General features: G+C 38.7%; 10 protein-coding genes and 1 pseudogene. 6 read left to right on the plus strand and 5 right to left on the minus strand.

Annotation, left to right across the window (positions count from 1 at the left end):
- Positions 1-55 precede the first annotated feature (55 nt).
- From A7A69_RS15950 to A7A69_RS15970, 4 genes and pseudogenes are all read left to right on the plus strand, one after another.
- Complete coding sequence (locus A7A69_RS15950) at positions 56-466, plus strand: hypothetical protein (protein WP_338325140.1); 411 nt, start codon at positions 56-58, stop codon at positions 464-466.
- 78 nt (positions 467-544) lie between these two features.
- A complete protein-coding gene (locus tag A7A69_RS15955; protein ID WP_241675282.1) occupies positions 545-1,279 on the plus strand; it encodes a M15 family metallopeptidase in 735 nt (244 codons plus the stop codon).
- Between the two features lie 23 nt (positions 1,280-1,302).
- On the plus strand, positions 1,303-2,157 hold the full coding sequence (locus tag A7A69_RS15960; protein ID WP_152878598.1) for a hypothetical protein: 855 nt from the start codon (positions 1,303-1,305) through the stop codon (positions 2,155-2,157).
- Between the two features lie 609 nt (positions 2,158-2,766).
- A pseudogene (locus A7A69_RS15970) lies at positions 2,767-3,807 on the plus strand (IS481 family transposase).
- A 227-nt stretch (positions 3,808-4,034) separates the two neighbouring features.
- On the opposite strand, the gene A7A69_RS15975 reads toward A7A69_RS15970, so the two are convergent.
- Positions 4,035-5,858, minus strand: coding sequence for an acyl-CoA dehydrogenase C-terminal domain-containing protein (locus tag A7A69_RS15975; protein WP_120370495.1), 1,824 nt, complete (start codon positions 5,856-5,858; stop codon positions 4,035-4,037).
- Positions 5,859-6,342: 484 nt separating this feature from the next.
- Complete coding sequence (gene aroE / locus A7A69_RS15980; RefSeq protein WP_152878599.1) at positions 6,343-7,131, minus strand: shikimate dehydrogenase; 789 nt, start codon at positions 7,129-7,131, stop codon at positions 6,343-6,345.
- Positions 7,132-7,379: 248 nt separating this feature from the next.
- Between aroE and A7A69_RS15985 the strand changes: the two genes are divergently transcribed.
- Positions 7,380-8,816 (plus strand): OmpA family protein, encoded by a 1,437-nt coding sequence (locus tag A7A69_RS15985; protein ID WP_152878600.1) that lies wholly within the window; start codon positions 7,380-7,382, stop codon positions 8,814-8,816.
- Between the two features lie 131 nt (positions 8,817-8,947).
- On the opposite strand, the gene A7A69_RS15990 is transcribed toward A7A69_RS15985, so the two are convergent.
- The 3 genes from A7A69_RS15990 to ribA form a co-directional block, all read right to left on the minus strand.
- Positions 8,948-9,127, minus strand: a complete 180-nt coding sequence (locus tag A7A69_RS15990; protein WP_241675283.1) for a hypothetical protein — start codon at positions 9,125-9,127, stop codon at positions 8,948-8,950.
- A 222-nt stretch (positions 9,128-9,349) separates the two neighbouring features.
- Positions 9,350-10,288: an oxygen-dependent coproporphyrinogen oxidase gene (hemF, locus tag A7A69_RS15995; protein WP_152878601.1), complete on the minus strand. Its 939-nt coding sequence runs from the start codon at positions 10,286-10,288 to the stop codon at positions 9,350-9,352.
- 128 nt (positions 10,289-10,416) lie between these two features.
- The gene (gene ribA / locus A7A69_RS16000) at positions 10,417-11,019 is read right to left on the minus strand and encodes a GTP cyclohydrolase II (protein ID WP_120370490.1); all 603 of its coding nucleotides are present in this window, start codon (positions 11,017-11,019) and stop codon (positions 10,417-10,419) included.
- A gap of 310 nt (positions 11,020-11,329) precedes the next feature.
- Here ribA and dxs point away from each other — a divergent pair, with 310 nt between their 5' ends.
- Complete coding sequence (gene dxs, locus A7A69_RS16005) at positions 11,330-13,243, plus strand: 1-deoxy-D-xylulose-5-phosphate synthase (RefSeq protein ID WP_151982332.1); 1,914 nt, start codon at positions 11,330-11,332, stop codon at positions 13,241-13,243.
- The last annotated feature ends 60 nt before the right edge of the window (positions 13,244-13,303 follow it).

Consider the following 13,303-nt stretch of genomic DNA (forward strand, 5'->3'; position numbering starts at 1 on the left):
TGAGCTAACCAGTTCTAAAGAGATTGATCTAAAAGCTGGTGGTTCACAGCTAAAAGTGAATAAAGACGGCGTATTTATCACTACGGGTGACTATTTCAAGGTAAAGAGTGGGCAGAATGTGTTTATGAGTGGGGCACAGGTTAAAGCTGAAATTCCCTTATTCCCAACTTCTTGTGCTGTGAATACATTTACCAATAAGTGGGATATGTATGAACTTTTTTATGAACATGATTTGTCAAAAGTGGAATACAAGATAATTAGTAAGAAAAATAATACTTATATTTCAGCAAGTTTAGATGAAAATGGCAGAACTCAACGTGTTTCTAAAAACGATAACGAAGATTACGATATTTTGATTGGAATAGATGATGACTGGACCGTTTCTTTAGATAATGAAACTGAAAACGAGGATTTTCAATATATTTGCAATTGTGGCATGCATGATGATCATGAGAAGGAGATTTAGTAATGGATTGTTTAGCCAATATTAAGTTTTTAGATGCGTTTGATCAACCTATCAATGGATTAGTTCACCAACTCTGGGTTGGCTCATCACTTATATCTGACTATGTCACTCCCGAGAGCGGTGAATCGGTCTGGATTAAGCCATAATCAAAAGTTAAGAGTTTATGATCGTCAAGTAAAAACTATTGCTATAACATCTCAAACAGAGAAAAAACCTGCAACACAACCAAAGGTAAACCAAGAAGCTTCTAAAAATAAAGAAAATACGCCCGTTGCTAAAGTTGAATCTTCTGTTGCAGTCAAAGCAGATAAATTATTGCCAGAGGCGTGTGGTGGAGAAAAACATTACAAAAGGGCGTTAGCCAGGATAGAGGAACTTCATCCAGTTTATCAGCCTTATGTGATTAAGTTGATTAATACAGGTTATCAAAAACTGGGTATTTGTTGGACAATTACAGATGGTTATCGTAGTCCAGAAGCGCAAGGTGCTTTATCTGGTGGTGTAACTAACGCAGGGCCATTGCAAAGTTATCATCAATATGGGTTGGCTATTGATATTTGGTCAGTTAGGGACGGAGAAATTGTTGCATACAATCCAAGTTTAAATAAAAATGCACGTGAAAAACTAGCTAATGAAGATCATAGAAAGTTAGGACCCATTGGAGAGCAACTTGGTCTTGAATGGGGTGGTCATTGGACATCTTTTCAAGATTATCCACATTTTGAAATTCATCCGAATGGCAAAAAATGGCGTGATTTAAAACCTCAGCTTATAAAACTAGGCATAACTAACTATAAAAAAATAACCTTTTAATTAAGATAACTAAGGATTTTTTAATGCGACTAAATAAATTTTTTTTAATACTTTTTTTATCGTTGATTTCAGCATATTGCTATTCAAAAATTATTATTAAAAATGATATTAATCAATACACGGGGCAACAAATAGAAAAAAAATTTGAAAAAATTCAAAATTTTATTACGGAATTTGAAATAGAAAATGGTGGTCCAGTTTTTGAAGATATTATTAACATATATAAAATTGATAAAAGTTCATGTGTTATTGTTTCTCAAATAGATGGTGACTCTGGCATGTACGGTATGGAACGAATTATCTATTTTAGTAATTCAAAAATTTCAAAAAGTTATCAATTAGATTACAGTTATACTTTTTTAAATAGCGAAGGTACGAAAAAATCGACTATATTAAATTATAAAAAACCTATAAATAATAACAGGACTAGAAATGAAATAAATACAGATTTTAAAAAGTATTTTATAAGGTTGAATACAGATACGTTAAATCGGTGTTCATCAGGTATCAAAATGGCAGGATCAAATAATTTACCAATTAAAATATTTGAATTGAGTTTAACTGGTGAAGTGAATGCTACTCAAGGTGGAAGATTGGAATTGTTAAAAGCAAGAAATTATTGCATATTGGAAGTGAAGTTGTTTGGTGAAATGGGACAAGAGAAATATGCGTTTAGATTTAATAACAAAGGTTTAATCAATACTAGGAACGTTGCATACACCTATCCAATGAGTATTTATGAGCTGAAGCCTGATACTAAGTTTAGATTAGATTTTGATAAAACATACAAAGCAAATGAAAATAAAGAGTTACTTTCAGAGTTTCATCTTTATAAAAAAAGAATACCTAAATCAATTTTAGAAAAGGATTGTCAATGAAATTTTTGAAAAAAAGTAATAATATTTACTATTGGTTTAGTAGTATCAAGTTGTGGTTTCTCTAAAGAAAATAATAAAAATCTTGATATCGAAAATAAGAGCATTTTTAATGGTATTGTTACACGAGAAAAAGTTTTAAAGTGTAAATTTGAACAAGGATATATTGATTTTTGCTCTGATAATTATTTAAAACTTTATAATAATGCATTGAGTAAGAAAGTAAACTTTTCTCAAAATAAGGTTGCTTTAGTAATTGATGAAAAAAGAGATACTGAAAAAGGTATACCTAGGAAAGTTAAATACTTTGTTGTGCTGGATCCGACGACAAAAAAAGTATATCCATTAGAGCAATCTGTTGGTTATTTTGTTAATGATAACCTGAATCGCGGATAAGAAATTGACTTGAAAAAAGAAGACTAGAGCCATCAGCTGAGTTACTACACAAAACTCACAGCATCAGTAAATTCGGCTAACACAGAATTTTTGAATGTTCTCATATATATAACTGTATGTATTAGTTCAGATCTAATCTGACATAGGTCTTGAAAAAGAAGAAGTTACCGATTTTGATTAAAGGTGTCGAATCTCAATCAATAAAGGTAACTTCTCATGTTGCATACTAACAATCAAATCATTAAACACAAAGTGGGTCTACTCAATCTGGCAGAAGAACTTCAGAATGTATCGAAAGCCTGTAAGGTGATGGGCGTTTCCAGAGATACCTTTTATCGCTATCAGGAACTCGCCAGTACAGGTAATGTTGATGCCTTAATCAATCGGAGTCGTAGGACTCCCAATCTCAAGAATCGTGTTGATGAGCAAACAGAACAAGCTGTCATTGATTATGCAATCGCTTATCCAGCTTATGGTCAGCATCGCACCAGCAATGAATTACGACAGGTTGGTATCTTTGTATCTGGTAGTGGTGTGCGTTCTATCTGGCTTCGGCATAATCTGGAGAACTTTAAAAAGCGTTTAAGGGCATTGGAATAGAAGATCGCTCGTGAAGGTATCCAACTCAATGACCATCAAATAGCAGCCCTTGAGCGTAAGCATGAAGATGATGTGGCTTGTGGTGAAATTGAAACTCATCACCCAGGGTATCTTGGCGCACAGGACACGTTCTATGTCGGCAATCTTAAAGGTGTTGGGCGTATCTACCAACAAACCTTTATTGATACCTACAGTAAGGTGGTTCACTGCAAGCTCTACACCACAAAAACACCGATCACTGCTGCTGATCTGCTTAATGATCGGGTTCTGCCATTTTATGCCCAGCATGGTTTACCAATGCTGAGAATCCTGACAGATAGAGGTACGGAATACTGCGGTAAGGTGGAACACCATGACTATGAGCTTTATTTGGCATTGAACGATATTGATCACACAAAGACCAAAGCGGCATCGCCACAAACAAATGGTATCTGCGAACGGTTCCATAAGACGATTTTACAGGAGTTTTATCAAATCACGTTCCGTAAGAAGTTATATGATTCACTTGAAACATTGCAGACGGATCTGGACGAATGGCTGGTATTTTATAATACTGGTCGGACCCATCAAGACAAAGTGTGCAACGGCAGAACGCCAATCGAAACATTACTTGATGGAAAACTCATTTGGGCTGAAAAGAATTTAGCTCAAATTTAACCTGACAGCCTGGATCAAATATCGGTAACTGTCAGATCAGGTTTGAACTACTACACTGTACAATTTTTTTTTTGCAAAAAGTCTATTGTTTGATTAACTATTTTTCTTATGTTCTTAATTCAAACTCCGCCTCACACCAGCCCTTGTCTAGGATCTATTAACCCGCAGTTTCAATAAAAAAACGCAGAATAATCTGCGTTTTTAAATCTATTGTTTTAAAGACTCAATTAATAGTCAAAACTAAAATGCTCTGATTCTAAAGAAGTCAAAGTACGAGATGGTGTTACCATCGACTCGGCATGACCTTGTGCACGTGGCAACAAACGATCAAAGTAGAAATCAGCAACTTTAATTTTGGCTTTATAGAATTCAGGTGTTTCCTTACCATCACCAGCTTCTAATCTTTCAGATGCAATCACAGCCTGTTGAGCCCAGAAATAAGCCATCATGGCATAACCAGAGAACATTAAATAATCGACTGAAGCAGAAGAAACGATGTCACGGTCTTTACGTGCAGCTAGCATGATGCGGACAGTTAAAGTATTCCATTGCGCACAGATTTTGGTGAGATCCCATGCAAAACGACGTAGATATTTATTACGTGCATGACGACCACAGAATTTCAAAATCTCAGCAGTATAGTCACGCACGACTTTACCTTTAGAAGATAACAACACTTTACGACCAATTAAATCGAGTGCTTGTACACCAGTAGTACCTTCATAAAGGGTAGAAATACGCGCATCACGTGCGATTTGTTCCATGCCCCATTCACGGATATAACCGTGACCACCATATACTTGCATACCATGATTAGCAGCTTCTAAACCAAGCTCAGTCAAGAAACCTTTTAAAATCGGGGTAAAGAAGCCAAGTTTGTCGTCATAGTCTTCAAATTTAGCTTGGTCACCTGTAATTAATGCATCAGTCATTTTATCTGCAAGCTGTGCTGCATGATAAATCATTGAACGACCACCTTCAGCAATTGCTTTTTGGGTGAGTAACATACGACGTACATCGGCATGGTGAATGATTGCATCAGCCACTTTGTCTGGATCTTTTTTACCTGAAAGTGCGCGCATAGACATACGGTCTTTTGCATACGGTAGCGCACCTTGGAAAGAAAGTTCAGCATGAGCGATACCTTGAACAGCTGTACCAATACGAGCTGTATTCATGAAGGTAAACATTGCATGTAAACCTTTATTCACTTCACCGATCAGGTAGCCTGTTGCACCATCAAAGTTAAGCACTGCTGTCGCAGAAGCTTTAATCCCCATTTTGTGTTCAATTGAACCACACACGACCCCGTTACGCTCACCTACACCGCCATCGGCAGTAGGGAGAAATTTAGGTACAATAAACAATGAAATACCACGTGTACCAGCAGGTGCATCTGGAAGACGAGCCAATACAATATGAATGATATTATCAGTTAAGTCATGCTCACCAGCAGAAATAAAGATTTTGGTGCCAGAGATTTTATATGTGCCGTCTGCCTGTGGTTCTGCTTTAGCTTTAACTTGTCCCAAATCTGTACCACATTGTGGTTCAGTTAAACACATGGTGCCAGACCAAGTACCTTCAACTAGTTTTGGCATGTAAGTGGCTTTTTGCTCATCTGTACCAAATTGCATGATGGTGTTCATACAGCCCATGCTCAGACCTGGATACATCGTAAATGACCAGTTCGCAGTTCCCATCATTTCAGATTTGATCAGATTCAATGACATTGGCAGACCTTGACCACCAAACTCTTCTGGATAAGACAAACCTTGCCAGCCGCCTTGTACGAACTGATCGTAAGCTTCTTTGAAGCCTTTTGGTGTTTTTACTTCACCATTGTCAAAATGACAGCCTTCTTCATCTCCAGATTGGTTCAGTGGAGAAAGTACGTTTTCACAATAGTCGGCTGCACCTTCCAAAATCATGTCTACAGTATCAGCATCGGCATTTTCACCGTTGGATAATGTTTTGTAATGAGAAGCATAGTCAAATACTTCATTCATCAAGAAGCGAATGTCACGGAGCGGGGCTTTATACGCTGGCATAGTCTTTAATCCTAATTTAAAAATAGTTTTGGATTATCTGTATCGATGTTAGGGATTATTCCTACTCATCTTTAAAAATACATTGATACTCGGTTATGAAAAAAATGTCAGAAAAGCGAATTTTGAAGAATCGGCATAGAGCAAAGCAACGGTGAACTGCTAAAGTTTAGAGGCATTGTTTCGATCTAAAAACAATCCGATTAAACTCGTAACTATAACTATATTAAAGGTGTAAAGCGTGAAGGTACGTTTAAAATATTTAACATATTGTTTATTTGGTTTAAGTTTTTCAGAGTCTACACTATATGTCAGTAAAACCAATTCATTGAATCGGGTCATTACAAAATGAGTCTTATTTAATTGTAAAATGAGTCGGTTAAAGTATTTTTACGATCATAAGGAATAACGACCGTAACTACTTGATACTTCCTTAAGCATAAGTGAAGCAGTAACAGCAATCCGTTTGCTGTCACTGCTTTCTAGCTTAAAGAAAATCTTTAAGTTCTGGTTTGACACCATGCCAAATGGCAAAAGATTCTACAGCCTGTCCGACAAGCATGCCAAAACCTTCAGTGGTTGGTACACCACGGGCTTTGGCTTGCTCAATAAATGTAGATGGTTTGCCGTATGCCATTTCGTAGGCATGATGAAATTTGAGTTCAGGCGGTAAAATGATGGCTTCACCACTTAAGCTGGCAGATGTTGCATTGATGACCAAATCATACTCACCCGATAGTTTTGCCAGTTCAACGATGTCCAATTCTGCTTCAGGCACAGCATGTTTTAAGTCATCAATCAGTTGTTCTGCGCGTACTAAAGTTCGATTAGCAACAGTAATATGTTTTGCACCTGCCTTAACCAAGGGATAAATTACGCCACGTGTTGCGCCACCAGCGCCGAGTATTAAAATTCTCGTATTTTTGAGTGACCAATTCAGCGCTAAAATGGCATCGACCAGACCTTGCCCATCAGTATTGTCACCATATAACTGACCGTCTTTTTGCCATAATGTATTGACTGCTTTGGCAATCTGCGCACGTTCGGTGAGGACATCACACAAAGCATAGGCTTGCTCTTTAAAGGGGACAGTCACATTCATACCTGACCCGCCCTGTGCAAAAAATTCTGTCACACTTGATTCAAAACCATCTAGCGGAGCCAGTCGCTTTTGATAACTCAATTCAATCCCTAATTTTTCAGCAAAAGCATAATGTAACTCTGGAGAACGTGATTGCTCAATCGGATTGCCAATCACTGCAAATAGTCCAGCCATTACTCACATCCATTCATATAAAAAATGGCATCACTATACGCTAAAAACTGCTGCAAAATAAATCATCTATGCAACGCAATGTTTGAAATTGATTTTATAGATGAGTTTGTAGCTTTATGGTGTGTTTGTGTTTCTCATGATTGCCTAATTGTTTTTATGTGATCAAAATGTAAGCGCGAATTAGTAATTCTTCTTATAAATAACTGATTTAATTTTAAGTCGTAACACAACAAAAATGGAGAACAATAATGACATCAAATTTCAACCCGCTAGAGCTCCTAGCGGAAAGAGTGACGCCGCTTGTCGTTGATCAGACGCAACTCGAAATCGATATAGATAAGAAATCCTCATTACTTAAACAGTTTTACCCCATTGTTCTATCTTTATTCCATAAATTTCCTGATCGACTCAAAGGTATATTACATGGCAGTCAAGCACCTTTGCAGGAGTTATTAGGCAATCATCAAGGTGTATTAAATGAAATGCTCAATGCATTTTCCAAACATCATAGTCTGCAACCTGCCACAATCGAGTCTCTTTTTAATCATGCGATTCCGCTAAGTGCAAGAGCATTAAAAGAGGAAGTAGGTGAGGAAAATATCGTTTCTTATATCGGATCTTATCTCCCTCAAATTGCGAGTCAGCTTCCTGCTTGGGCAGCACCGATTTTATCGGGTTTAGGTTTGGGGAGTTTGCTCCATGGCACAACAACGAATCAGTCTTTAAAAGCTGCACCTGCGGATACGGGTGGCGGTTTTAAAAAGTTTCTGCCGTGGTTGGCTTTAATTATTTTGGCTTTACTGCTGCTGTTTTTTTGGCGCTCTTGCCAGAAACAGACGCCTGCGACCAATAGCGTGGCAGAACCTGCCGCAACTTCCGAAGTAGCAAATACTGCTGCTGCAACTCCAGCATCTTTAAGTCTGACTTCTGGTACGGGTAATCAGGTACTAGGTTGTCAGTCAAATGTGGGAGACAGTGGTCTTGCATCTGTTCTACAGGCTGGAATAGCCAAAGTCTTTGGTACAGGTGTAAATTGTAATATTGCCACAGATTCAGCCTATGCCACACAGTTACCAGCGCAGGAGAAACTGGATGCCATTTTAAATCTGGTGAAAGAAGTTCCGAATGCAAGCATTGAGTGGGTGGGTGATCAGTTAACTGTGAATGCACCAGATGCAAATGCTCTAAAAGGTTTGATTGAAAAAATTAAAGCATTGGCGCCTGAATTAAATGTCGTTTCAGCAGCTCCTTTAAATGTTGAGCAGTCTGTAAATAACAGTATTGATGCGAGTACTCAAGCTTTAACAGGATTAAATGAATCCTCAAGTCCAGAGCAAATTGTACGTGCCTTAAATATGCAGATTATTAATTTTGCTAGCGGTTCTGCAACTATTCCAGATGCCAATAAAGCCGTGTTGGATCAGGCTGCTGCATTGTTGCAAAAAGTTCCAAACCTTGCATTAAATGTGGAAGGCTATACCGATTCTACTGGGAATGCAGATGCCAATAAAACACTCTCACAAAAACGGGCGCAAGCTGTAGTGGATTATTTAACTGGAAAAGGCGTAAATAGTTCAAGTTTGAAAGCAGTAGGCTATGGTTCTGAAAACCCAGTAGCGGATAATGAAACTGAACAGGGTAAATTCCGTAATCGCCGTATTGAGTTTAAATTAGCAGGTTCTTAATTTAAATCATGCTTGATGTAATGTATGAAAGTCGTCTGAATTAGGCGGCTTTCTTTTTTTATTAGGGCATTTAAAAAAGAGATAAAGAAGTGGGCAAGATTTTGTATGTATATAGGTGAATATGTCTACAATTAAGGGTTACAGATAGACTCAATTTCTTCAATAAAGAAAATAACAGCGGCCAGAAATAAGCCAATAGCAGCAAGCACAGTCACAGAGATAGAAATACTGTCTGAATAGACATTTTCATATTCGATAGTAACCCCAGAAGAAATTACTACAGTAGCGATCAAGGTGTATAAAACCAACATGCGATGGTTTTCTATAATATTAAGCATAATTTGCCTTTGTATCTTTTCTACATTAGATCAGAACAATATTAAATCAATATGACAAACAGTGGCAGCTTTACTGTGTGACTATCTTTTTCAATTTTGTAATGACATGAGCTTTCATGTATAAGCAGCATAATACATAACACGAAACATACAAGAGACGAATTAATAATAAATAGTCTCATTTGCAAGTGAATATTACAATTCGGTTAGCCAATCGTGAGGTTTTAGATAATAATCAGTGAGTTGCTTTTCTATTGAGTTTTCATCCCATTCTGGGCGATAAGACCATGCTGCCAGATTGGGTAGGCTAACCAAAATAGACTCAATCCGCCCGCCCGTTTGTAAACCAAATAAAGTGCCGCGGTCATATACAAGATTGTATTCTACATAGCGACCACGTCGATATAACTGAAACTCGCGCTGCGCTTCGGTATAAGGCTGTTCACGATGCTTTTCAAAAATTGGGATAATTGCCTCTAGATAACCATTGCCCACCGCTTTAATGTAATCAAAACAGGTGTCAAAGTCCCATCGATTTAAGTCATCAAAAAATAAACCACCAATGCCACGTTGTTCATCACGATGCTTCAAATAAAAATAATCATCGCACCATTTTTTATGTTCAGCATAAACCTTTTCACCAAAAGGTTGGCACAAATCAAAAGCAGTTTGATGCCAATGTTTAATGTCATCATGGTCTGGATAAAAAGGGGTTAAATCAAAACCACCACCAAACCACCAGATGGGTTCCTGACCTTCAGGTTCAGCCACGAATAAACGGACATTGGCGTGTGAGGTAGGAATGTTTGGGTTTTTAGGATGAATCACCAATGAAACACCAAGTGCTTGAGCTTTAGCACCAGCAATATTTGGATGACGTTGTGTTGCCGATGCAGGAAGTTGACGAATATCAATATGCGAAAACATGACTCCGCCTTTTTCAATCACTTCGCCATCCTGTAGAACACGCGAGCGCCCACCGCCACCTTCTGCACGTTGCCAGTCATCAATCATGAATTGTGCAGAGCCGCCCCCTAGTTGTTCTTGTTGTTCTAAGGCAGCACAAATTCGTGCTTGTAAATCGAGTAAGAACTCACGTACTTGTTGAATATCAGCCGAAGTCGGACGCTGCATAATGAGCCTCAAATAAATCTTGTTTTGTTTAAATTAAGCATAAAGAAATAGCAGGAATAAGTAAAAAAGGATTTTATTAAGCACATTAATAAAACCCTTTTTCATTCAAAAATAATCATGAATTCACTTTAGAAATCATCTTTTTTATAGAGATGATCCATACGTTCACGTTTAGTTTTCAAGTAATGCTCATTAAATGGGTTGCGGCCGACTGTTAACGGAACGCGCTCAACCACATTAATTCCAAGATCAGTCAGGGCTTTTAATTTAAGCGGATTATTTGTGACCAGTTTGACTTCTCTGACCTGTAAATGATCTAGCATAATGGTACACATATCATAGTGACGTGCATCAGCAGGAAGATTCAATAAAAGGTTGGCATCGACTGTGTCATGTCCCTGATCTTGTAGGGCATAAGCACGAATTTTATTGGTCAGTCCAATGCCGCGACCTTCCTGACGCAAATATAAAATGACACCTTTACCTGTATCGTTAATCAACTGCTGCGTGGCTTGTAACTGTGGTCCACAATCACATTTTAATGATCCAAATGCATCGCCTGTTAGGCATTCTGAATGAATACGAACCAGTACGGGTTCATTCGGCGCGATCTCTAAACCTTTGGATAATGCGACGTGTTCCTCACCTGTTTTAGGGTCTTGAAACACAGAAATATTGAAGTCACCAAACTTGGTCGGGAGCTTTGACGTTGCGACAAATTCGATAGCCACTAATTACATATCTCATCAGGAAAACGGCTAAAGTATAGCGTACTGGTTATATATTGGTAGAATTGAACTGCTGAATTTATGCATAATAATTTCTTTTTTGTATAATGCACACGATAATAGTTGATAAACAGTAAGATTATTCTGGATAATCTAGCCAACCACGCCGCAGAGAAAATCCTCCCTGCGACCTTGTTAGACATGTGGCTGATTGAAGGTGACTTTAATTCGATACGATTATGATGTTGTTCATCATATCGAATCCCATTTACCCAGCTTAGGATTTGCCAGGCTTAAGAAGGCTTTGCCACATATGTTGTATACCGAAATACCAACTCAACGCCCTGTTACGCCATTGTTAGATGAAATTGATCATCCAAAACAATTACGTCAGCTCGAGCAAGGCCAATTGTCTCAAGTGGCTGATGAGTTGCGTCAGTTTATTTTATATGCGGCAGGACAAAGTGGTGGACACTTTGGCGCAAATCTAGGCGTGATTGAGCTTACCGTTGCGCTTCATTATAGTTTTAATACCCCACACGATCGTTTAATTTGGGATGTGGGTCATCAGGCCTATCCGCACAAAGCATTAACAGGTCGACGTGAACAACTCATCACCATTCGGGCGCAAAATGGTTTAGCTGCATTTCCTGCGCGTGAAGAATCAGTATTTGACACTTTTGGTGTTGGGCACTCTTCGACTGCAATTTCGGCAGGTTTGGGAATGTCTTTAGCACGTCGCTATCAAAAAGACCCATGTGAGGTTGTCTGTATTGTTGGTGATGGAGCCATGACCGCTGGCATGGCTTTTGAAGCCATGAATGATGCAGTGGCGCATGATGCTGATCTTATTGTCGTTCTAAATGACAACGACATGTCTATTTCCTGTAGTACAGGTGGCTTTGCCAAACATTTAGCTGCCATTTGGGAACATGGTCACTCAGTCAACATTAATGATAGCGGTGAGGCGTATATTCAGCCACATCCGCAATGGACTTATAATTCACGGTTACATCAGTCTGCTACCGATGCTGCAGATAATTTGTTCAAGGCAATTGGTTTCGATTATTTCGGCCCTTTTGATGGTCATGATGTCGAGCAACTGGCTTATGTTTTTAATGCGTTGAAAAAACGTAAAGGGCCACGTTTGGTTCATGTTTATACTAAAAAAGGCAAGGGGTTTCAGCCTGCCGAGGCCGATCCAATTACCTACCATGCAATTACCAAAATCTCACCTGTTGCAACGGCTCCAATTGTAAAAGCGCCTCCAAAATATTCTGATGTATTTGGTCAATGGCTATGTGACGAAGCAGCACAGGATCATCGTTTATTAGCGATTACCCCTGCGATGTGTGAAGGTTCAGGTATGGTGAAATTTGCCAAACAGTACCCAGATCGCTTCTTTGATGTTGCCATCGCTGAGCAACATGCAGTCACTTTGGCTGCGGGAATGGCGTGTGAAGGGCTAAAACCTGTCGTGGCAATTTATTCAACCTTTTTGCAACGTGGTTATGATCAATTTATTCATGATGTAGCCTTACAGAATCTGGATGTGACTTTTGGTATTGATCGTGCGGGGTTAGTGGGTGAAGATGGTCCGACCCATGCAGGGGCTTATGATTATGCCTATATGCGTACCGTGCCAAATATCGTGATCATGGCGCCTAAAGACGAAAATGAATGTCGTCAAATGTTGCATACCGCGTATTTACACGTAGGGCCTGCTGCTGTGCGTTATCCGCGCGGTAATGGAATAGGTGTCGATATTCAGCAAAAACTCACTGCAATGGAAATTGGTAAAGCTGAAATTGTGGGTGAATACAACGCTGGATATGATGAACAAATTAGCATTTTGGCTTTTGGTAGTCGAGTAACCGCTGCAATAGTTGCTGCTGAGCAATTGAGCAAAACGCATGATATTGGGGTGCGTGTTGTGAATATGCGCTATGTGAAACCATTAGATGAGCAAATTATTCGTGATTTAGCCATTAACACTGCTTTATTTGTTACGGTTGAAGAACATGCGGTCATGGCGGGTGCAGGTAGTGCGGTGAATGAGTTTTTGGTTAAGGCACAAATTCTTAAACCTACACTCAATTTGGGTTTACCCGACAGCTTTATGGCACAAGCAACTCATGCACAAATGTTGCATAGTTGTGGACTAGATGCTGAAGGAATCCAAAAATCCATTGAAAAAGTATGGTTAAAGCTTGTACAACCTGTCTAAATGCCTCAGTTAAAAAAAAACTAACATTTTTTACCTAAAAGCGCGTCAATTTGATAGAAT

Origin of the sequence: Acinetobacter guerrae, from assembly GCF_009372255.1 — a bacterium.
Lineage (GTDB): Bacteria > Pseudomonadota > Gammaproteobacteria > Pseudomonadales > Moraxellaceae > Acinetobacter > Acinetobacter guerrae.